This is a genomic window from Mesorhizobium sp. M0816, assembly GCF_040320005.1.
In the GTDB taxonomy this organism is placed as follows: Bacteria; Pseudomonadota; Alphaproteobacteria; order Rhizobiales; family Rhizobiaceae; genus Mesorhizobium.
In genome coordinates, this window is the sequence record NZ_JAMYOT010000007.1 from 300,859 (window position 1) to 320,933 (window position 20,075).

The following is a 20,075-nucleotide window of genomic DNA, read 5'->3' on the forward strand; positions in this document are numbered from 1 at the left end:
AGCTTCGCTCGGCCACCTTCTCCCACAAGGGGAGAAGGGGTCACCAGCGTTGGAGTCCCCATGACAACCTTCCTCTTCGACGGCCCCGACACCGCCCCAATCACCATCTTGCTCGCCCATGGCGCAGGCGCTCCTATGGACTCCCCCTCGCTGACAGCCACGGCAAAAGCGCTGGCCGAGGCCGGCTTCCGCGTTGCGCGCTTTGAATTCCACTACATGGCGGCTCGCCGCTACGGCCACCGCAAGCCGCCGCCGCGCGCCGAGACGGTTAACCCGCAATACGTCAAGGCGATCGCCGACCTCCGGGCGAAGGGCGTGAAGGGTCCGCTGATCATCGGTGGCAAGTCGATGGGCGGACGCGTCGCTTCGATGATCGCCGACGAGATGTTTTCAAAGGGCGAGATCTCGGGCCTGCTTTGCCTTGGCTATCCCTTCCATCCGCCGGGCAAACCGACGCAGCTTCGGACAAAGCACCTCGCCGATCTCAAGATGCCGACAGTGATCTTCCAAGGCACGCGCGACGAGTTCGGGACCAAAGACGAGGTCGCGACCTATGCTCTGTCCGACGCAATCGAGATTTTCTGGCTGGAAGACGGCGACCATGATCTGAAGCCGCGCAAAAACATCTCCGGCTTCTCCACCGCCGATCATCTGAAGACGCTCGCTGATGCGGTGAAGGCGTGGACCGAACGCATCGTGCGCTGAAGCAGGCCGATGAAGATCGCCACCTTCAACGTCAACAACATCAACAGCCGGCTGCCGAACCTGCTCGCATGGCTGGCCGCCGCCAAACCCGACATCGCCTGCCTGCAGGAGCTCAAGACCAGGCAGACGCAGTTTCCGCGCACTGCGCTGGCGGCCGCCGGCTACGGCGCGGTTTGGGTCGGGCAGCCGACCTGGAACGGCGTCGCCATACTCGCGCGTGGCTCAGAACCCGTTCTGACCCGCGAGGCGCTGCCCGGCGACGACAGCGACCAGCAGGCGCGCTACATCGAGGCAGCGGTCAACGGCATCGTCGTCGCCTGCCTCTACGCGCCGAACGGCAATCCGCAGCCCGGCCCGAAATTCCAGTACAAGCTGGCCTGGCACGAAAGGCTGGAGGCGCATGCGGCGCAGTTGCTCGACACCGGCCTGCCGGTGGTACTGGCCGGCGACTACAACATCGTGCCCGAGCCGCGCGACATCTACCCGACCCGCTCCTATGACGACAACGCGCTGGTCCAGCCGGAAAGCCGCGCATCGTTCCAGCGGCTGCTCGACCAGGGCTGGCTTGACGCGCTGCGCAAGAAGCACCCGAACGAGACGCTCTACACATTCTGGGACTACCGCCGCAACCGCTGGCCGCGCGATGCCGGCCTGCGGCTCGATCATATCTTGCTCAGCAAGAAGCTGTCGCGCCGGCTGGTAGCGGCGGGCATCGACCGCGACGTGCGCGGCGAGACCGGCGCCAGCGACCACGCGCCGGTCTGGGTGGAATTGAAGTGAGGGGGACATTGGCCGTCATTGGCGCTTTCGTCAGGTTGGTCGCGCTGCTTCGCGGGCGAACGCCTCGGCTTGCCGGCAACCCTCGACGATCTCGAAGGCCATCTGATGGTCGGCTTCCGCTCGTCGCGGACCGGCGAGGTCATGCCGCTCGAATTCACCGTCGGCGGCGCGTTGAGTTATGTCAGCCTGCCCAACCGGGTGACGGTCAACGGCTCCGACACGATGGCGGAGCTGGCGCGTCTCGGCTTCGGCCTGGTGCAGGCGCCGCACTACCGCTTCGCCGGTGATTTCGCACGCGGCACGCTTGTCGAAGTGCTGCCGGATTACCCGCCGTCGCCGACACCGCTGTCGGCGCTCTATCCGCAGAACCGCCAGCTGGCGCCACGGGTACGCGTGTTCATCGACTGCGTGACCGGGATTTTTGGCGAGGATGGGACATCGGGCCAGGTGTGATCGTCCGGGCCGCCGGCTACTTTGCGAAGGGCGATCGGACGAGATAAACATCGCGCTTGGGTTTAGTGACAAGCGCACCGCCGGCACCTATGCCGTGATGGGCGGGATTGGGTGAGGACAAAAGCTGCGCTCTCCCCGCGTTCATCATCCTCGGGCCGGCAAACTGTAGGAGTTCACCGACATCGTTGCGCTGATCGAAGCGAGGGAAACCGAAAAGCCGATGGTCGCGGAAGGTACAAAAACGGACCGCCTCACCTTCACGATGGAAAATTCGGACAGTTAGCCGACAACTCGGCCCATGCTCGATCCAATTCGAGTTTCGATTGGGTCTTTTCAATGCTTTTCGCGGTAGCGTTGTCGATGAAGTTGCTTTCGACCCGCATGACTCGAAAATTTCCACCTGACGGCCGCTGATAGAGAACAATATAGCCGCAGTAACGATCGATGTTTTCAAATTTCGCCGCTATGTCGACTGCGGCATAAACGCCAGGAAAGGCAGCGTTCGCCGGGTCCTTCAACCACGTGAATTTGAGTAGCCGGCGCTCGCGCACAGCGCCGGCCTGAGAATGAAAATGTTTACTTTGCTCCACGAAGGCGTTCGATGGGATCGAAGCTTTGGCGGTATCAGTTTTCATTTCGTATGCCCGCCCATATTCTTGGTTATCGAGCGAAAGGAAATAGTGACCAACCGTTTCCGTTGCATCTCGAACCGCGTCCTCCGAGGGCGTCCACTCTTGCGATTGTGCGGGTAGGATCGCGACCAACACCGAAGTCACGATCGCAAGGAAAGCTACGGCTGCATGTGTCATGGTAATTTCTTCGCAGGAGCTTGCCACGAATGCAATCCGGTCACGGCCGATAGCCAGAATTTCGAACTGACCCACATCCCAATGGCGCGCTATGTTAGCGCTGCTGCAAGCGGATTGTCACATATCTCGAACTCCAGCCACTTGCGGTTGCCCGTGCGCGCCATCGCGGCCCTGATCCTTGATCAGCTCCGCCCTCGTGCTATAAAAAACCATGTCAGGGACCAGCCCCGCGGCCGCTGCGCCGCTCATCGTGATTGACCTTCAGACCGGCATGTTCGACGGTGTCGCCGAACCGCCGATCCATGATGCCGACGGCATGGTTGCCCGCACCCGCGCGCTGATCGAATGGGCACGGCGCAGCGGGCGCAAGATCGCCTTCATCAGGCATGACGGCCCGCAGGGCGATCCTCTGGCGCCGGGTGGGCCCGGCTGGTCGGTGTGGCCGGCGCTCGGCCAGGCCGAGGACGAGCCGACTTTCGCCAAGCGTGTCGGCGATGCGTTCAGCAATGCCGCCCTTGCAGAATGGGTGGCCGGGCAGGGCGCCGGCGAGGTCGTTCTGATCGGCGCGCAGACCGATTTCTGCGTGGCGGCCACGGTGAAGGGCGCCTTTGCAGCGGGCCTGGGCGTCACCGTGGTTTCCGACGCCCACAGCACGCTCGACGCCGCCAGCGAGACCGCCGCGGAGATCATCGCCCGACACAATGCGGCATTTGCCGCCGCCGGGGTCAAACTGGCGACGACAAAAGCCCTGACCGATAGCTGATCCGCCGGCTCATCCCTACGCCGTCAAAGCCTGATCCAGCCGGGAAGCAACTGGCGGGTTCAGACAATTTGGCGCGGGGCGCCTCACTACTGCGGGCTTCCGCCGGCGCGGCCTATCGCGTATTGGCGCGGGAACGCTCCTTTGGCCTTTCCCGGAAAACCATGATTCGTCTCGAAAGCATCAGCAAGCAGAACGGCCGTCAGATTGTCTTCATCGAAGCCTCCGCCGCCTTGCAGAAGGGCGAGAAGGTCGGGCTGGTCGGCCCCAACGGCGCCGGCAAGACGACGCTGTTTCGCATGATCAACGGCGAGGAGCAGCCCGACGAGGGCCAGGTCTCCGTCGATCGCGGCGTCACCATCGGCTATTTCAGCCAGGATGTCGGCGACATGGAGGGCCGCAGTGCGGTGGCCGAAGTGATGGACGGCGCCGGGCCGGTCAGCGAAGTGGCGGCCGAGATGCGCGAGCTCGAGCACGCCATGGGCGACCCTGACCAAGCCGACCAGATGGACGAGATCATCGCCCGCTACGGCGAGGCGCAGCACCGCTTCGAGGAGCTCGACGGCTACGCGCTGGACGGGCGCGCCCGCGAGGTGCTGGACGGCCTTGGCTTCAGCCAGGAGATGATGGACGGCGACGTCGGCAAGCTGTCCGGCGGCTGGAAAATGCGCGTGGCACTGGCCAGGATCCTTCTGATGCGGCCCGATGCCATGCTGCTCGACGAGCCGAGCAACCATCTCGACCTCGAAAGCCTGATCTGGCTGGAGCAGTTCCTGAAGAACTATGACGGCGCGCTGCTGATGACTTCGCATGACCGCGAGTTCATGAACCGCATTGTCAACAAGGTGGTCGAGATCGACGGCGGTTCGCTGACCGCCTACTCCGGCAACTACGAATTCTACCAGCAGCAGCGGGCGATTGCCGACCGGCAGCAGCAGGCGCAGTTCGAGCGCCAGCAGGCGATGCTGGCCAAGGAGATCGCCTTCATCGAGCGCTTCAAGGCACGTGCCTCGCATGCCGCCCAGGTGCAGAGCCGGGTGAAGAAGCTGGACAAGATCGACCGGGTCGAGCCGCCCAAGCGCCGCCAGAAGGTATCGTTCGACTTCCAGCCGGCGCCGCGCTGCGGCGAGGACGTGGTGACGCTGAAGAACGTGCACAAGGGCTATGGCAGCCGCTCGATCTACGAGGGATTGGATTTTCAGGTGCGCCGCCGCGAGCGCTGGTGCATCATGGGCGTCAATGGTGTGGGCAAGTCGACGCTGCTGAAGCTGGTCGCTGGCGCTTCCGAGCCGGACAATGGCACGGTGGCGCGCGGGCCCAGCGTCAAGATGGGCTATTTCGCCCAGCACGCCATGGAAGTGCTGGAGGGCGAGCGCACCGTGTTCCAGACGCTGGAAGACGCATTTCCGCAGGCCGGCCAGGCGCCGCTCAGGGCGCTGGCCGGCTGCTTCGGCTTTTCCGGCGACGAGATCGACAAGAAATGCCGCGTGCTGTCGGGCGGCGAGAAGGCGCGGCTGGTGATGGCGCTGATGCTGTTCGATCCGCCCAATTTGCTGGTGCTGGACGAGCCGACCAACCACCTCGACATCGCCACCAAGGAGATGCTGATCACGGCACTGTCGCAGTACGAGGGAACCATGCTGTTCGTCTCGCACGACCGCCATTTCCTGGCGGCGCTGTCGAACCGGGTGCTGGAACTGACGCCCGAGGGGATCCACACCTATGGCGGCGGCTATACCGAATATGTCGAGCGCACCGGGCAGGAGGCGCCGGGGTTGCGGAGCTGAGGCCGGCTCTGCCGCTCACGGTCACGTAGACGCTCGATTCCGGAAGCCAAGCACGAGGTGCTCAGCCATGTATCGCAATTTCGCGCAGCGGATCGCCGCCGTCGATGAACAGCCGGCCTTGCGCGGTCAACGCCGCCTTGAGCCGTCGCAGGGCAATTTTTCCTGCTTCGGGATGACGCCCGTCCAGCGCGCCGACGCGCACCGCAACGGCAATGTCGAAGTGCTTCTCATCGGCTTCCAACTCGAAATCCTCGATGGCGACCTGGCGAAGGCTCAGCCGGCCTGCCGCAATCTCGGCGCGCGAGGCGGCCCCGGCCTGCGCGATGGCCTTGGCCGAGCGGTCGATCGCCAGCACGTGCCCACCGCCGATCCGGCGCGCGATCTCGCGCGCTGCAGCACCCGGTCCGCAGCCGATCTCCAGCACTCGCATGCCCTGCCGCAAGGGCAGCGCATTGACGATCTCCAAAAGCCTTGGCGACAAGTCGTTCGCCATACGCTCTTCTCCAGCTTTTTCGCAATCCGAGATTAGCGACCGCGGCCGGCGACGGGAAGGCCGACAGACGCGGGCATCGCCGATGTGTTCAGCTGGTATGTTCAGTTGGGTGCTGCTTGAGCAGGGGCATGATCGACATCGAAGAGGTCGATCCGGTCTCGACCGCGGGCGACCGGGCGGGCCCGAGCGGCCCGGCGTCGTTGACCTGAGGGGTAGGGAGGGAACTGGCGCCGAGCCTAACCGGTTGGGGGGTAGATCACCGGCCGTTTATGTGTATACGCTCAAGCTAATATAAGAGCAAGCTAATGTTTTGCGTCAGCGATGTTGGACGATTGTTCTGATCAATGGCCGGTTGTGGCTTCCTGCCGCGCCCTCCAACCCGGCCAAACACCGCTTATTGCCTTCAAGTCCTGGCTCCAATGCTGTACCCCGGCCCGAAATTCAAGGAGCCTGCGATGACCTCACATCCCGACATCCCCGACGCCAGCATGGCGCTCGATGCGGCCGGCGTGGCAGCCGATGACCGGCGCGCTCGCGAGGCGGATGCCGCATGGCGGGACGATGTTCGCGAGGGCGTGCGGCATGTAGGCGATCTGGATTCGCTGCCGCTGTCGCCAGCCGAGCGGGCGGCGGCCGAAGCCGCGGCCACGCGCCACAAGGTTCGCATTCCCAAGGCCTATCTAGACCTGATCGACTGGAACGACCCCGCCGATCCGATACGGCTTCAGGTCATCCCGTCGCCCGACGAACTGGCAGAGCAGGAGGGCGAACTCGACGATCCGATCGCCGACCACGCCTTCAGTCCCGTGCCTAGATTGACGCATCGACATGCCGACCGGGTTCTGTTGTTCCCGACCTATCAATGCGCGGTCTATTGCCGGTTCTGCTTTCGCAAGGAGCAGCTGACGTCGATCGGCCGCGGTTATACGCGCGAAGCTCTCGACGAAGCCTTCGCCTATATCGCGGTCCATCCGGAAATCCGCGAGGTGATCCTGACCGGCGGCGACCCGCTATCGCTGCCGGATAGGGCGCTGGCGGAAACCCGCGCCCGTGTCGAGGCGATCCAGCATGTGCGGCTGTTGCGCATCCACACTCGCGTACCCGTCGCGCTGCCGTCGCGCGTCACCGGCGGGTTGATTCAAGCCTTGCAGGGCCGGCTGATGGTCACTGTCGTCACCCATTTCAACCATCCACGCGAAATCACGGAGGCGACCGAGCGGGCCTGCCGCACGTTGCGGCAGGGCGGCTTCGTGCTGCTGAACCAGAGCGTTCTGCTGAAAGGCGTGAACGATACGGTCGAGGTGCTGGAAGAGCTGTGCCGCGAGCTGATGTATCGCCTTGGCGTCAAACCCTATTATCTGCACCACGGCGATCTCGTGCGCGGCATGGCGCACCGGCGCACCACGATCGCCGAGGGCCAGGCGCTGGTCAGCGCCTTGCGTGCGCGCCTGTCGGGCATCTGCAATCCCGTCTACGTGCTGGACCTGCCGGACGGCGGAGGGAAAGTCCCGCTCGGCCCGTCCCATCTTGAGGCACGGGAAGGGGAGACGTGGCGAATACGTGGGCTTGATGGGGCGGTGAGGGGTTATGGAGAGCTGGTTGGGGAGGGAGGGACGCGCAGCCGCCGTCCAAGCCAGCCCACCTTGGTGACCTGACATGCAGCCCTTGATCACGGAAGCATGCGTTAACTGCTGTTCTATTTGGTGCTTGCGCAATTGCTGAAATAGTGAAAACGTTGGTCCGGGGTAATGGGTTAGGGGAGTTCGTCCCGGCTATAGCGAGTTTCGGGGCGGCGCAGAAAAGTCATGAACTTTCCACAGTTCCTGGTGGGGCTGACCACCACATCGTCCATCGTGGCGATCTCGACTTACCTTGCGACGGGTTCAATCTGGAAGACGCTGGCCTGGACGATCTTGACCTTGATCGTCATGCAGGTTGGATATTTCCTATTCGTCGTCCGGTTGATCTACGGATCCGGGGCGAAAAGCGCGGAGGCAAAGCCGCGGCGTCTGAGGGCTGTGCCGCCGAACCGTCGAGGTCGCGTTCAGCTTATGTAGTAATGTCCCATATAGATATCATGGTCTAGACAGGACATGTTCGGTTCTGGGAATGTGCATTGGACGTTCCGCTAGTTTAGTCAACTAATATATATCGCCCAACTCATATCGTCGTTTTTGGGCTAGTGGGAAAACCTGCCTGCTGTTTGTACGACAGTGCCTAAGGCCACATTTTACAACCGGCTGGCAAGCTCCCTTTTGTTGATGCCAGCTTAAATCCGGCTGGTGTTTTCGATGGGCCGTTGAGGCTATAAAGCCGTTCAACCGGGCGGCATCGAGATGCATTTCGGCCGGTCGAGAGGGTTGTGGTGATCGACGGAACGCCGAATGTGATCTTGCTGATCGGTAGCGCCCCCGATGTCGTGCGCTGCGCCGCCTGACCCAAGCAGGCCTTCGGCAAGATCGTCGCCATCAACAACGCCTGGCGCGTGCGCCCCGACTGGGATTTCCTCGTCCATGCCGGCGATTTCCCGGCGGAGCGGATGCCGCAAGGCGGTCCCCTGCAGCAGGCGCAGATCTTCAGCGCCTCGCATTACGTGCCGGCGCAAAACAGCTTTGGCGGCTTCGTCTATGCCGGCGGCACCATGTCGATGACGGCGGCCTACTGGACGATCCACAGTCAGAAGCCGGACGTGCTGGCATTCCTTGGCTGCGACATGATCTACGACCAGCCCGGCAACACGCATTTTTACGGCGTCGGCCGCGCCGATCCGCTGCGCAACGACGTCACCCTGCGCAACCTCGAGGCGAAGTCGGCCCGCCTGCTCATCCATGCGCTTCGGCGCGGCTGCCTGTGCGTCAACCTATCCGACCTGCCGCGCAGCCGGCTGGTCTTCCCGCGGCTGACGCTCGATGAACTCGGCGCGCTTTCTCCCTCGCGAATATCGGAAATGAAGGCGCAGATGCTTGCCGGCCTGCGGCTCGATCAGGCGGAGGAGGCCGACAGGATCGAGAAGGAACTCGGCTATCTCTTCGAGGACGGCATGTACTGGAAGCACCTCGACAAACTCGACGAGAAATTCCTGGCCAACATCGACCGGCTGTGGATGGCGGCGGTGAAGGCGAGCTTGAGCAGTCGGCCGAAGCTGCCGATCTCCCCTACAAGGCGGGAGATCGGCGCGTCATCCGCTTAGCTTTTGGCCGCCGCGAGCTTGTCTTGCGTCTTGGTCTCGAAATCGCTGGCGTCATGGCGCTCGTGCAGCTGCCTCGAAGGCTCGCCGAAGGTGCGGTTGACCATGCGGCCGCGCTTGACCGCCGGCCGCGCGTCGATGGCGTCGGCCCAGCGCTGCACGTTCTTGTACTGCTCCACCTGCAGGAACTCGCCGGAATCGTCATACATACGGCCCTTGGCCAGCCCGCCATACCAGGGCCACACCGCAATGTCGGCAATCGTATAGTCGCTGCCGCCTAAATACTCGCTTTCGGCGAGGCGTCGGTCGAGCACATCCATCTGCCGCTTGGTTTCCATGGCGAAGCGGTCGATGGCATATTCGATCTTCGTCGGCGCATAGGCGTAGAAATGGCCGAATCCGCCACCGAGATAGGGCGCCGAGCCCATCTGCCAGAACAGCCATGACAGGGTCTCGGCGCGAGCCGGCTGCTCCGTCGGCAGGAATTCGCCGAATTTTTCGGCGAGGTAGAGCAGGATCGAGCCGGATTCGAAGATGCGGACCGGCTTTTTCCCACTGCGATCCATCATGGCCGGGATCTTCGAGTTGGGGTTGACCTCGACGAAGCCGCTGCCGAACTGGTCGCCGTCGTTGATCCTGATAAGCCAGGCGTCGTATTCGGCGCCGCTGTGGCCGAGCGCCAGAAGTTCCTCCAGCATGATCGTCACCTTGACGCCGTTCGGTGTCGCCAGCGAATAAAGCTGCAGCGGATGCTTGCCGACCGGCAGTTTCTTGTCATGCGTCGGGCCGGCGGTCGGCCGGTTGATGCTGGCGAAAGCGCCGCCATTTGCCTTGTTCCAGGTCCAGACTTTTGGCGGCGTGTATTGGTCCGTTGCGTAGTCGTTCATTTGGGAGGCCTTTGGAAGGGTTGGGTTGGGAGGATATCAGATGTCAACGTGGGTGATGGCGGAGGAACTTTGCATAGGGCAGCTTGGGATAGCCGTAGGTACAGATAGGGCTGCCGGCGCTGATGCAAAACCCCGGCGCGAACGGCGCGGCGCCGGTCCACGCCAAAGCCGGCGCCACCTCTTGCGCCTGATCACCTGCGCCATACCTATAGCCCATATCAGCCTGCGAACATTGCCAGGAACCAAAGCATGAATATCGAACCCCTTTTGCGATCCATCGTGGCCGTCCGCGCCACCGTGCCAGAGGACGCCTTCACGGCAAATACACTTGGCACCCGCCGCGAGGGCAGTGGCGTGGTCATCCGCGGCGACGGGCTGGTACTCACCATCGGCTATCTCATCACTGAGGCCGAGGAGGTCTGGCTGGCCGACCAGGACGGGCGCGTGGTTCCCGCCCATGCGCTCGCCTACGACCAGGAGTCGGGCTTCGGCCTGGTGCAGGCGCTGGCGCCGCTCGGGCTGCCCGCCATTGCGCTCGGCGATGCCTCCAGGGCCAAGATCGGCGATCCCGTCGTGCTCGCCGACGGCGTCGGCCGCTCCGTGCGGGCGCGGATCGTCACCAAGCAGGAATTCGCCGGCTATTGGGAATATCTGCTCGACGAGGCGATCTTCACGGCGCCGGCTCACCCCTCATGGGGCGGCGCCGGCCTCATCGGCGCGGATGGCAGGCTGCTCGGCATCGGTTCGCTGCGCCTGCAGATGAGCCGCAACGGCGAGGTCGCCGACATCAACATGGTGGTGCCGATCGATCTTCTGCCGCCCATCCTCGACGATCTGCTGACGCGCGGGCAGGTCGCCAGGCCGCCGCGGCCGTGGCTCGGCGCCTTCTCGGCCGAGAGCGACGGCAAGGTCGTGGTGATGAGCGTCGCCGAGGGCGGTCCGGCCGCCCAGGCGGGCCTTCGCCAAGGCGATGTCATCTCGGATGTCCGCGACACGGCGGTCGATGGGCTTGCCGATTTTTATCGCAAGCTTTGGAAGAGCGGCCCGGCCGGTGCCGAGATCCCGCTCCGGGTGCTGCGCGATGGCCGCGAAACCTGGCTGCGCGTCAAGTCCGCCGATCGCAACAGCCTGCTGTGGAAGCCGCCGCTGCAGTGAGGCAACCGAAACCTCTCACTCTCCGCAAGCGCTGAAGCCAGTGCCCGGGGTCCACTCCGCGAATGGGATGACCTTGCCTTCGACCGATACGGTCGCTTGCCTGGTGGTGCCGTCCGCCAGCTTCTTGCTGCTGTTGCCCTTGCCGGTCAGCACATTGTAGTCGCAGGCGCCGGCAACATTGTCGTCCATGTAGTCCCAATACTCGTAGGCGAAACCGGCGACGACGAACGTGCCGTTGCGCCAGGCGAGCGTCAGCGTCTTGTTGGTCCGCTCGCTGCCGATCTCCATCGCCGGAATATAGAGCTTGATCGAACCGTTGGGGAGCGCAGTGAGTTCGGGCTCGGTGTCGGATGTGGCGGGGCCCGGCCGGTCGTAATCCTTCCATTCCCCGTCAATCTGATCATGCACGATCCCGGCAGGTTTTAGAAAATCGCCATCGCGATCTTTGAGGAAAAAATACAGGTCCATGGGAGAGCCGGGCTCGGTCTCGACGATCATCGCCAGATCGGCGGCGCCGTCGCCGTTCCAGTCGCCGGTCGCCGCCGTGATGATCTTCTGGGTCTCGATCGGCTCCGCCAGGGCGGCGGCCGGCAGCAGCAGGACCAGACCGAATATTGTCGATCGCATGTAAAATCCTCTTAGCCTGGGCAGGCCTGAGACGCACGCGCTTCTCAGGAGGCCCGGCTCTGCCGCGTCTCGGAACGGCTCGTCTCGTTGAGCAGCCGGCAGAGCGAAACCGCTTCACGACGGCTCAGGCCGATCAGCGCGATTTCCGAAAATTGCGCCGGCAGATCGTGAACGATGTCCCACACCATCCAACGGCCGTTCGGCTCCATGACACATTCGTAGCGCAATAATTGTTCCTGCATCCGACCCCCGGCTTTGCTCACCGGACTGGTACAGCGTCGAGGTAAATGAGTTGTTGCGCCGCGCGAGTATTCCGCGGCTGTCAAAACCAGGCGTTGAATCCCCACAGGGGCGAACCCGACAGGTCACGGCTGACGGTGCCGATACTCTCGACAAGGCGGCAGGGCAGGGACGCTTCCGGCGTGAACGGCGGCCGCCGCCAGAATTGGATCAGGCGTTGCGGCTCGCCATATGCGCGTCGAGCTTCCTCCTCGAGGGGCCGTAACGCTTGATGATGGTCGCGGCCTCGCTTTGCGGTATGCCGTATTTGCGGGCAAAGGCAGCGACCTCGTAAGGCTCTTCGCCTGAGACCAGTTTGCGATCCTGCTTGGTCTTGGATTTGTCGTCGGCCATGGCGTCCTCCATCACATCTGGTCGTTATAGGGCTCCTTGGTCCGGCCGACCATCCTGGCCAGTTCGGCGAAGGACGGTACGCCGGTTTCACCCTGGGCATTGTTGGCCGCCTGCAGCAGCCTGAGCGGAAAGCAGACGGCGTCGCGGTTGGATGGCGACATGTCTTCATAGAGACGCTCGTCGCTGGTCATCGCCGCCTCGGCCCGGCGCAACGCCATGTCGACCTCGTCGACCGACAGCAGGCCCTTGTGGACCAGCGCGTTGTTGACGGCCGCGATCGCCATCATCAATCCTTCGAGCTGGAGATTGGCGACGTTCATCGTCTTGCGTCCTTGCCGGGCTTCTTGGCGGTGGCCTTGCCGTCTGGCCGGATCGCTGCGCGCGGCGGGTTCTGGCCCTCCGAATGCCGGGTCCTGTCGTCGAAATCGTCAGCCGGCCTGGTCAATCCCATGCCGCCGGGAGGTGGCTTGTTGCCGGCCGCATCCTGCGAAAATTCGTCGGCCGCGTCGGGGCTCGTCTTTGCCGGATATTTCCTCGCGCCGGTCTCGTAGCGGTTCTGGTCGTCGGCCATGTCCTGTGCTCCGGTTGCAATGAGCAGATAACTTTCATTCGGCGGCAGCGGTTCCGTGGCGAAATCGACCTTGCCGGTGCGCAAGCCTTCGCAATCTGTCGGGTTTCGTGCATTCTTGTGCATGCCAACGATGCTTCGCTCCGACGCGCCGGCACAATGCTGCTCCTACTGCGGCGGGCGCGACCACAATTACGAGGATTGCCCAAAGCGCAAAAGCGATGCCGAACGGCAGAAGGACACGCCAGGCAACGCCTACCAGCCTGGCGCTGCGGCTGGAGGGGAAATCCGCCAGCCGGCCTGAACCACCCCGCCGGTCCGGCCGGCTGGCGCGAAGGTCCTTCCATGTCCAGAGGATTGCAATGCCGCCACTATTGTGGGCAAAAGCAGCACGGGCAATCAGGTTGGGGTGGGGTGATGACCGAAACGCAAGGCAATTCAAGCCGTCCGCAGGGCAAGCCGGGGATGGCATCGGGGTCGATCGGTTCCGGCCTGATCGCACTCGTCATCGTGGCGCTCGGCGTCTTTGCGCTACTGGGGTCCTGGTACACGATCGACCAGGGCGACCGCGGCGTGCTCTTGACCAACGGAGCGCTAAGTTCGGTCGTTGATCCCGGACTGCATTTCAAGCTGCCGTGGTTACAGCGTGTCGAGAAGATCAGCCTGCGCCAGCAGGTGCTCAAATGGGGCTGCGAGAACCAGAACGATTGCAGCGGCCTGCCCGCCATGCAAGCCTATTCGCGCGACCAGCAGCCGGCCGACATGCGCGTCACCGTCAACTTCCACGTGCCGGCCGCCGAAGTCAGCAACGTCTACACCAATTATGGATCGATCGAGGCACTGGCCGACCGTGTCATTGCCAGGAAAGCACCGCAGGAGATCAAGACGGTGTTCGGCCAGTACGACGCGGTGTCGGTTATCCAGAACCGGGCGAAGTTCAACAAGGACGTCGCCGAGGCCATCGCGGCGGTAACCGACGGCCCGGTGATGATCGACAGCGTGCAGGTCGAGAACATCGATTTCTCCGACGCCTACGAGCAGGCGGTCGAAGCCAGGATGACGGCGCAGGTCGAGGTGCAGAAGCAGGAACAGAACCTGCAGCAGGAAAAGATCAAGGCCGATATCGCGGTCACCCAGGCCAAGGGCCGCGCCGACAGCGTCAAGGCCGAAGCCGAGGCCAGCGCCTACAAGACCAGGGTCGAAGGCGATGCGACCGCGGGCGCCATCAAGGCTCGCGCCGCCGCAATCGCCAACAATCCGCTGCTGGTCGAACTGACCAAGGCGGAGAGATGGAACGGCGAATTGCCGAAGTCGATGATCCCGGGCTCGACCGTACCGTTCCTCGAACTCAGCACGCCTGCCGCAGCATCGAACTGAGGCACGGCGCAAACCAGATCAGGACGGCGGCGCGATAGCCGTCCTGGTGCGGTTACGGCTGAAGCACGGCGCCTCGGGCGATTGCCTGCGTTTGACTTAGAAAAGCTGTCAGCAGCTCCATTCCCGCCGGCCAGTCGCCGAGCCCGCTGTCGCCATTGATATGGCCAAGCGGTCCGGCGATATGGAGATCGCTGCCCCATCGCTCGGATTTCGCCCTGGCATAGTCCAGCGAGCCGTAGGGATCGTTGGCGCTGGCGACAATCAGCGACGGAAAGCGAAGCCGTTGTTGCGGTGCGTCGGCGAAGGTCCGGGCGGAGGAGGGGAAGGCCGGCGACGCAGGGTCCGGAACCGCGACCAGCAACGCGCCGCCGATAGAGCGGGGGGAGATCCGCTGCCAGTGTACGACGAGCAGACAGCCGAGGCTGTGGGCGACGAGCACCGGCGGTGTCCTTGCCTGGCATACAGCGGTTTCCAGCGCAGCCACCCAGTCGTCGAGGTCCGGCACGTCCCAACTCGCCGGGTTGAACCGCCGCATCGCCGGGTTTGCCTGCTGCCAACGTGTCTGCCAGTGGGCTTTGCCCGATCCGCCGATGCCCGGCACAATGATGAAGTCGGTCATGCGAAGCCCTTCTTTCCTGATGCAGCGCGTGCAATTCTAGGTCTTCTCCCAGGTGGCGGAATGCGAGATCATCGGAAAGCAGCGACGAAATCCGATGGATTAAAGGGCGATCATGCGGAACGGCGATTATCGGCCAAGGCTCGATCCCACCGATCTGGCGATCATTGAGATCATGCAAGAGGATGGCCGCATCGGCATCTCCGAGCTTGGCCGCCGCGTCGGACTGTCCCAGCCGGCCACCTCGGAACGGGTGAAGCGGCTGGAGGAGCGCGGCGTCATCACCGGTTACAAGGCGGTGATCAATTCGGCAGCGCTCGGGCTCGGCACCATGGCGGTCATCCGCCTGCGCACCACGCATGAGCATATCCAGGCCTGCCTGAAGAAGTTCGCCCAATTGCCGGAGGTGGTCGAGGTGCTGCGGGTGACCGGCGAGGATTGTTTTCTGGTCAAGGTCGTGGTCCCGTCACCGCCCGATCTTGAAAGCATAGTCGACAGCATCGGCCACTACGGCACGGTGACGACAAATGTGGTTCTGCGCGCCGAGCAACCGAAGCGGCTGGGACGCGAATTGATGACCAGGGCCTGACCGGTCTATCGCTTGGTCTGCGTATGCCCGACGGCATTGGCGAACGAGATGCCGCCCTTGATCTCGCGCATCGCCATCGAGGTGATCGTGCGCCGCACGCCGGGCAGCCGGCTGAGCTCCTCGCGCAGCATCCTGTCGAGCGCCATCATGTCGACGGTGACGATCTGCAGGAGATAGTCGGCCTCGCCAGTCGTGGCGTGGCAGCGGCGGATCAGCGGATGCTTTTTGACCGCCGCCTCGAAGGCGTCCGACAGTTCGAAATCGATCGACACCTGGATGAAGGCTTCGATGCCGAAGCCGAGCTTGGCCGGGTCGATCCGGGTCGAGTAGCCGCGGATGACGCCGGCGTCCTCCAGCGCCTTGACCCGCTTCCAGCACGGCGTCTTGCTCAAGCCGACCTCATCGGCGAGCGCGGCAAAGGAGATGCGGGCCTCGCGTTCGAGCGCAGCTATGATCTTCCGGTCGACCGCATCCAGCATCATTCGTTCTTCCAATCTGCTTCAGCGGCAATTTTCGTCCTTCGTTTCCCGCCACTCGAATAACAGAAAGGGACAATGTTCGGCAAGAAAGCGATTAGACTCGGGCTGGGATCCAACAAACGCCTGCGGCCCAACGGCCGCGGCAAGGAGCATGGCCATGGACAAGCAGGATTACTACGCCCGCATCGAAACGCCTGAGATGCGCGACTATGGCGTCTACCTCAAATGCGACAGGCTGCTTGCCTGCCAGAAGCCGCTGGCCGAGATGGTGAATGCCGACGAGCTGCAGTTCCAGATCGTTCATCAGGTCGAGGAGCTGTGGATGAAGCTCATCGCCTATACGCTGGTCGATGTCGTCGATTTCCTGGAAAAGCAGGACACGCATCGCATCGTCACGCTGATGGGGCGCGTGCATCGGCTGATGCGGCTGATGACGGCGCAGCTCGACCTGCTCGAAACCATGTCGCCCAAGGAGTACCAGCAGATCCGGCTGCAGCTCGGCAATGGCAGCGGCCAGGAATCGCCGGGTTTCAAGCAGCTGCTGCGCCTGCCGCCCGATCTGTGGCGGGCCTTCAAGGCGTCGTACCTCGACGACCGCGGCCTTTCGGTCGAGGATGTCTACGATACCGGCTACGATCACGGCGACAGCTATGTCGTTGCCGAAGCGCTGATCGAGTTCGACGAGCTGTTCCAGAAATTCCGCGCCAACCACCTCTATCTCATCCACCGCACGATCGGCCTCGGCGCGAAATCGCTGAAGGGCCGGCCGGTCGAATTGCTGGAAGCCGGCGCCCGCCACCGCTTCTTCCCGGAACTCTGGGACATACGCTGGGCGATGACCGACCGCTGGGGCAGCCAGTATGGAACGGTACGGGAGCCGATCAGCAAGCCGGGGGTCAAGGTGGGGTAGTACAACCTTCCTTCTCCCCTTGTGGGAGAAGGTGGATCGGCGCGCAGCGCCGAGACGGATGAGGAGTGTTGGACGGAGTGCCGCCGGCGCCAAGCTGGAGCACCCCTCATCCGTCGCCTTCGGCGACACCTTCTCCCACAAGGGGAGAAGGGAAGGCGCCACTTTGGTGCCGCGCTTGTATCCTGCAGGTTTTTCGGGGGATGATGTCGGGCTTGCGGCTGGTGGTGCGTCCTTGGGGCACAACCATCGTAACTCTTGGGAGGACATCATGACCTTGGAAACCGCTCAATCATCCGTTCAGTCGCCGTGGCAGACCGCGGCAATCCTTATCGCCCGCCTGATCTTCGCCGCCGTCTTCCTGATGGCCGTGATTTTCAAATTCATCGATATCGGCGCCACCGCCGGCTATATCGCGGCGGCCGGGTTTCCGTTCCCGCTGTTCCTGGCCTGGTGCGCAGCCCTGCTCGAGGTCGTCCTCGTTCTATGCTTCCTGACCGGCGCCTTCTTCTCATGGGCAGCACTCGTCGCCGGCGCCTATGTGCTGTTCCTCGGCTTTGCCTTCCACGGGCCGTCGCACTGGGCCGGCAACCAGGCGGAGTTCGGCTTCTTCGTCGATCACTTCACTTTCCTGGCCGGGCTGCTGTTTGCCGCCGTGCACGGGCCGGGCAGGGTCCTGGCGCTGAGGCTTGGCAGGGGGTGATCCCCAATCTCGGAGGCGGCGTTCTCGTAAAGGCGCTCAGAAGGGTGGCTGCGACAATGGCGGTCGGGTCTATGACCGCGACCAGGGCCAGATCGGCAGCACGATCCGCACCAGCATCGTCGTGACGATCGAGAGCGGCCGGGTACCGTCATTCCGGCCATCCGCAGGTCGCGCGCAATAAAAGCGACAGCTAAAGTACGAGCGTTCGAGGTTTATGCTTTTTGTAGATGCGCCTGCATTCCCTCTGTACTTCCAACTTTCGGCGGGCTAAGCAAGACACGGGTCTTGAGGGGGAATTCATGAACATCGCCACGCGTTTTGCTGCCGCCATGATCGGCACGTCTCTGCTTGCCGGCTGCACTACCTTGACCGAAGGCGAATTCAACACGATGCATACCACGCTTGAAGGCAGCCCTGTCACCAAGCGCGTGGCGATCAATGAATGCATTGCACGCGAGAGATCCACGCCGCTCAACGAAAGAAAGACTTACGCAGCAATCATGAATGTCAGTGTCGCAAAATACGACAGCGCCTTTTGTAACCGGCTCTTTAATGCCGTTGCAAATGGCAGGCTGACTTACGCGGACTACCGCAGGCTTTCCTCGCCGGGGGCCGACAGCAGCAAGTTGATCAAGATCCTGCAGGGCCGCTAGCAGGCGCCGCCAGCAGTCTTGCCGCCCCGGCGCGGCAAAGCTGGTATCGCCGCGTCAGCTCCGATCGCGGTGTCACATCTGGTCGTTGTAAGGTTCCTTGATCTGACCGACCATGCGCGCCAGTTTCGAAAAGGACGGCATGTCCGTCTCCGGCTGACATTGATTGGCCAACTCCAGCAGTCGGATCGGGAAGTTGACGGCGTCGCGGCTCGACGCCGACATGCCTTCGGACCTTTCCTCGTTGGTCTCGCTGGCTTCGGCCTTGCGCAAGGCGATGTCTATCTCCTCGACGGAGAGCACGCCTTTGCGGACCAGGACCTGATTGATCGATGCGATGGCCATCAGCAGGCCTTCGAGTTGCAGATTGGCGACGTTCATGGCTTTTGCTCCCATTGGCTAGGGTTCAAACGCGCCAGCGCGTGTTGCGATCCAGTGTGGGACAGCGGGGCAGTCTACGACCGGTCGGGTGGCGATGGCTCTGCAGGGTTCTTGGCCAGGCGAGCATCGATGTCGCTCAGCTTCTGCGCAATGATCTCGAGAGCCGCGACTGACCCGCGCTGAACGCGCACCAGTTTCATGACGAAATATCCGAACACCCCGAGCATCAGAACCATCGGGAGCCAGCTGATAATAATGCCGAGCAGAGAGCTCGAACCGTCTTCCATGTCGACACCTTGATTCCACGTCCTCAACCAACGCGTGCAGCAAAGCATTGAATTGACTATGCAACAAGCGGTTCTGGGCAAAATTTCTATTGCCGGTCGAAGGAACGAGGCCGAATTCAAAATGGTCCGCGCGGCGCCACCAAAGCGAGCAGGCGAGGGGTATTCTCACATTTTTTCGCGTCTCAGGTGAATTTTGTTCTTGCTTTGTGCCGGCAGCTATGCTACTAATTTGGGTATGGTGCCAATTGGCTCCAACGACCCGCCCGCCGAGGCGGGTTTTTTGTTTCAGGCCGGTTTGGAGACGATCACGGCGAGCGAGGCGAGTTTTCCGTCACTCAGGCTTCGAATGTAGTTGCGGCGGCGCTGCAGGAATTCCGCGCCCATGACGACTTCATTTGCCTGCTGCTGCGCCGGCGAGGGCACGACGCCGGAATTGGCCCTCTTCAGCGCCAGCTCAACATGTTCGCCGGTTTCGTCGACGATTTCGTCGATGCGAAATCCGGCATCGACAAACAGGGTTTTCAATTTTTCCCGATCGGCGAGGTGGCTGGTCGCCGCAGAAACCGCCCAGGGCATGGGATAGTAGGGCTCGCCGCCGGCGAGCACGGCTTCGGTCCAGATCAGCCTGCCTCGCGGTTTCAGCACGCGCCAGGCCTCGTCGATGACCGCGGCCTTGTTCTCGATGTTCATGCCGACATAGAAGCAGATCGCCGCATCGAAGGTGCTGTCGCCAAAAGGCAGTTTCGTTGCGTCGGCCTGATGGAAGCGAATCTTGTCTGCCAGTCCGCTGAGTGCGGTCAGTCGGCTCGACGCGGCGACAAAGGCTGGTGTCAGGTCGATGCCGTCGACCTGGCAGCCATAGGTCGAGGCCAGAAACCTTGCCGGCCCGCCAATGCCACTGCCGATATCCAGGATCCGATCTGTCGGCGAAGGAGCAAGACGGGCCGCATGCTCCCGCGTGGCGATCAGTTCGCGGCCATGGAGCTGATCGAATGGATAGAGTTGCGCGGCCGCGAGTTTTCCGGCCGGGTCGGCGTCCGGGATCGCGGCCAATATGCGATCGACGATGCCGTCGCTGCCGTAGTGACTGGTGACATTGCCCATGACGCGTTCCCCTCAAGCGCAACCACCATCCCATCAACGCAAGTCTCACGCAATGCCCGCCTTTTTCGCCCCTCCTTCCAGCCGTTCACCGACGAGGGTGCGAGGTCGTCAGTGCATTTTCTTCCACCGCGCCACATT

At 62.9% G+C, this 20,075-nt stretch carries 27 protein-coding genes and 1 pseudogene; 15 read left to right on the forward strand and 13 right to left on the reverse strand.

The features are described from left to right. The first annotated feature begins 60 nt into the window (after positions 1–60). The 3 genes and pseudogenes from NKI17_RS13655 to NKI17_RS13665 all read left to right on the forward strand — a co-directional run. Positions 61–705 carry an alpha/beta hydrolase family protein gene (locus NKI17_RS13655; RefSeq protein ID WP_352906136.1) on the forward strand — a complete coding sequence of 215 codons (645 nt, stop codon included), beginning with the start codon at positions 61–63 and terminating at the stop codon, positions 703–705. 9 nt (positions 706–714) lie between these two features. After that, a complete protein-coding gene (locus NKI17_RS13660; RefSeq protein ID WP_352906138.1) occupies positions 715–1,485 on the forward strand; it encodes an exodeoxyribonuclease III in 771 nt (256 codons plus the stop codon). A gap of 57 nt (positions 1,486–1,542) precedes the next feature. Next, positions 1,543–1,938 (forward strand): annotated as a pseudogene (locus tag NKI17_RS13665) (LysR substrate-binding domain-containing protein); the annotation flags it as partial. A 257-nt stretch (positions 1,939–2,195) separates the two neighbouring features. Here NKI17_RS13665 and NKI17_RS13670 read toward each other — a convergent pair. Then, positions 2,196–2,747 carry a DUF4019 domain-containing protein gene (locus tag NKI17_RS13670; protein WP_352906140.1) on the reverse strand — a complete coding sequence of 184 codons (552 nt, stop codon included), beginning with the start codon at positions 2,745–2,747 and terminating at the stop codon, positions 2,196–2,198. Positions 2,748–2,958: 211 nt separating this feature from the next. Here NKI17_RS13670 and NKI17_RS13675 point away from each other — a divergent pair, with 211 nt between their 5' ends. Together NKI17_RS13675 and NKI17_RS13680 are read left to right on the forward strand one after the other, a co-directional pair. Continuing rightward, a complete protein-coding gene (locus tag NKI17_RS13675) occupies positions 2,959–3,510 on the forward strand; it encodes an isochorismatase family protein (RefSeq protein ID WP_352638114.1) in 552 nt (183 codons plus the stop codon). Positions 3,511–3,671: 161 nt separating this feature from the next. After that, a complete protein-coding gene (locus NKI17_RS13680; protein ID WP_352906143.1) occupies positions 3,672–5,294 on the forward strand; it encodes an ABC-F family ATP-binding cassette domain-containing protein in 1,623 nt (540 codons plus the stop codon). 61 nt (positions 5,295–5,355) lie between these two features. On the opposite strand, the gene NKI17_RS13685 is transcribed toward NKI17_RS13680, so the two are convergent. Continuing rightward, complete coding sequence (locus NKI17_RS13685) at positions 5,356–5,787, reverse strand: SAM-dependent methyltransferase (protein WP_352453694.1); 432 nt, start codon at positions 5,785–5,787, stop codon at positions 5,356–5,358. Positions 5,788–6,275: 488 nt separating this feature from the next. Here NKI17_RS13685 and NKI17_RS13690 point away from each other — a divergent pair, with 488 nt between their 5' ends. From NKI17_RS13690 to NKI17_RS13700, 3 genes are all read left to right on the forward strand, one after another. Continuing rightward, a complete protein-coding gene (locus tag NKI17_RS13690; protein ID WP_502894501.1) occupies positions 6,276–7,442 on the forward strand; it encodes a KamA family radical SAM protein in 1,167 nt (388 codons plus the stop codon). Positions 7,443–7,592: 150 nt separating this feature from the next. Next, on the forward strand, positions 7,593–7,844 hold the full coding sequence (locus NKI17_RS13695; RefSeq protein ID WP_023675695.1) for an exopolysaccharide production repressor protein: 252 nt from the start codon (positions 7,593–7,595) through the stop codon (positions 7,842–7,844). Between the two features lie 428 nt (positions 7,845–8,272). Beyond that, complete coding sequence (locus NKI17_RS13700; RefSeq protein WP_352638117.1) at positions 8,273–8,977, forward strand: hypothetical protein; 705 nt, start codon at positions 8,273–8,275, stop codon at positions 8,975–8,977. Here the strand turns inward: NKI17_RS13700 and yghU are convergent. Next, the gene (gene yghU, locus NKI17_RS13705; RefSeq protein WP_352638119.1) at positions 8,974–9,861 is read right to left on the reverse strand and encodes a glutathione-dependent disulfide-bond oxidoreductase; all 888 of its coding nucleotides are present in this window, start codon (positions 9,859–9,861) and stop codon (positions 8,974–8,976) included. The two genes, NKI17_RS13700 and yghU, sit on opposite strands and share 4 nt — an antisense overlap. Positions 9,862–10,110: 249 nt before the next feature. Here yghU and NKI17_RS13710 point away from each other — a divergent pair, with 249 nt between their 5' ends. Continuing rightward, positions 10,111–11,016 (forward strand): S1C family serine protease, encoded by a 906-nt coding sequence (locus NKI17_RS13710; protein ID WP_023675699.1) that lies wholly within the window; start codon positions 10,111–10,113, stop codon positions 11,014–11,016. Between the two features lie 15 nt (positions 11,017–11,031). Here the strand turns inward: NKI17_RS13710 and NKI17_RS13715 are convergent, their stop codons facing one another. The 5 genes from NKI17_RS13715 to NKI17_RS13735 all read right to left on the reverse strand — a co-directional run bounded on the left by NKI17_RS13715 (position 11,032) and on the right by NKI17_RS13735 (position 12,970). Further along, positions 11,032–11,643 (reverse strand): hypothetical protein, encoded by a 612-nt coding sequence (locus tag NKI17_RS13715; RefSeq protein ID WP_352906144.1) that lies wholly within the window; start codon positions 11,641–11,643, stop codon positions 11,032–11,034. A gap of 44 nt (positions 11,644–11,687) precedes the next feature. Then, entirely contained in the window at positions 11,688–11,870 is a 183-nt protein-coding gene (locus NKI17_RS13720) for a hypothetical protein (protein WP_245274654.1), read from the reverse strand. A gap of 223 nt (positions 11,871–12,093) precedes the next feature. After that, the gene (locus NKI17_RS13725) at positions 12,094–12,276 is read right to left on the reverse strand and encodes a DUF3606 domain-containing protein (protein ID WP_023675702.1); all 183 of its coding nucleotides are present in this window, start codon (positions 12,274–12,276) and stop codon (positions 12,094–12,096) included. Between the two features lie 11 nt (positions 12,277–12,287). Then, positions 12,288–12,596, reverse strand: a complete 309-nt coding sequence (locus tag NKI17_RS13730; RefSeq protein ID WP_023675703.1) for a hypothetical protein — start codon at positions 12,594–12,596, stop codon at positions 12,288–12,290. Further along, positions 12,593–12,970 (reverse strand): hypothetical protein, encoded by a 378-nt coding sequence (locus tag NKI17_RS13735; RefSeq protein ID WP_352906146.1) that lies wholly within the window; start codon positions 12,968–12,970, stop codon positions 12,593–12,595. The genes NKI17_RS13730 and NKI17_RS13735 overlap by 4 nt, the downstream gene beginning before the upstream one ends. Between NKI17_RS13735 and NKI17_RS13740 the strand changes: the two genes are divergently transcribed. Together NKI17_RS13740 and NKI17_RS13745 are read left to right on the forward strand one after the other, a co-directional pair. Beyond that, entirely contained in the window at positions 12,969–13,148 is a 180-nt protein-coding gene (locus tag NKI17_RS13740; protein WP_352906147.1) for a hypothetical protein, read from the forward strand. The two genes, NKI17_RS13735 and NKI17_RS13740, sit on opposite strands and share 2 nt — an antisense overlap. A gap of 113 nt (positions 13,149–13,261) precedes the next feature. Then, positions 13,262–14,221 carry a prohibitin family protein gene (locus NKI17_RS13745; protein WP_352906149.1) on the forward strand — a complete coding sequence of 320 codons (960 nt, stop codon included), beginning with the start codon at positions 13,262–13,264 and terminating at the stop codon, positions 14,219–14,221. Positions 14,222–14,273: 52 nt separating this feature from the next. On the opposite strand, the gene NKI17_RS13750 is transcribed toward NKI17_RS13745, so the two are convergent. Next, positions 14,274–14,840 carry an RBBP9/YdeN family alpha/beta hydrolase gene (locus NKI17_RS13750; RefSeq protein WP_352797870.1) on the reverse strand — a complete coding sequence of 189 codons (567 nt, stop codon included), beginning with the start codon at positions 14,838–14,840 and terminating at the stop codon, positions 14,274–14,276. A 112-nt stretch (positions 14,841–14,952) separates the two neighbouring features. Here NKI17_RS13750 and NKI17_RS13755 point away from each other — a divergent pair, with 112 nt between their 5' ends. Continuing rightward, a complete protein-coding gene (locus NKI17_RS13755) occupies positions 14,953–15,426 on the forward strand; it encodes an Lrp/AsnC family transcriptional regulator (RefSeq protein WP_352453704.1) in 474 nt (157 codons plus the stop codon). 5 nt (positions 15,427–15,431) lie between these two features. On the opposite strand, the gene NKI17_RS13760 is transcribed toward NKI17_RS13755, so the two are convergent. After that, positions 15,432–15,908, reverse strand: a complete 477-nt coding sequence (locus NKI17_RS13760) for an Lrp/AsnC family transcriptional regulator (protein WP_352645413.1) — start codon at positions 15,906–15,908, stop codon at positions 15,432–15,434. Positions 15,909–16,062: 154 nt separating this feature from the next. Between NKI17_RS13760 and NKI17_RS13765 the strand changes: the two genes are divergently transcribed. The 3 genes from NKI17_RS13765 to NKI17_RS13775 all read left to right on the forward strand — a co-directional run bounded on the left by NKI17_RS13765 (position 16,063) and on the right by NKI17_RS13775 (position 18,168). After that, positions 16,063–16,815, forward strand: coding sequence for a tryptophan 2,3-dioxygenase family protein (locus tag NKI17_RS13765; RefSeq protein WP_352472085.1), 753 nt, complete (start codon positions 16,063–16,065; stop codon positions 16,813–16,815). Positions 16,816–17,083: 268 nt separating this feature from the next. After that, positions 17,084–17,515 carry a DoxX family protein gene (locus NKI17_RS13770; RefSeq protein WP_352594206.1) on the forward strand — a complete coding sequence of 144 codons (432 nt, stop codon included), beginning with the start codon at positions 17,084–17,086 and terminating at the stop codon, positions 17,513–17,515. Positions 17,516–17,814: 299 nt separating this feature from the next. Continuing rightward, on the forward strand, positions 17,815–18,168 hold the full coding sequence (locus tag NKI17_RS13775) for a hypothetical protein (protein ID WP_352465355.1): 354 nt from the start codon (positions 17,815–17,817) through the stop codon (positions 18,166–18,168). Positions 18,169–18,240: 72 nt separating this feature from the next. Here the strand turns inward: NKI17_RS13775 and NKI17_RS13780 are convergent, their stop codons facing one another. The 3 genes from NKI17_RS13780 to NKI17_RS13790 form a co-directional block, all read right to left on the reverse strand. Further along, positions 18,241–18,546 (reverse strand): hypothetical protein, encoded by a 306-nt coding sequence (locus NKI17_RS13780; protein ID WP_023675713.1) that lies wholly within the window; start codon positions 18,544–18,546, stop codon positions 18,241–18,243. A 74-nt stretch (positions 18,547–18,620) separates the two neighbouring features. Then, a complete protein-coding gene (locus tag NKI17_RS13785) occupies positions 18,621–18,833 on the reverse strand; it encodes a hypothetical protein (protein WP_352594205.1) in 213 nt (70 codons plus the stop codon). 285 nt (positions 18,834–19,118) lie between these two features. After that, complete coding sequence (locus NKI17_RS13790) at positions 19,119–19,937, reverse strand: class I SAM-dependent methyltransferase (RefSeq protein WP_352645411.1); 819 nt, start codon at positions 19,935–19,937, stop codon at positions 19,119–19,121. Positions 19,938–20,075 lie beyond the last annotated feature (138 nt).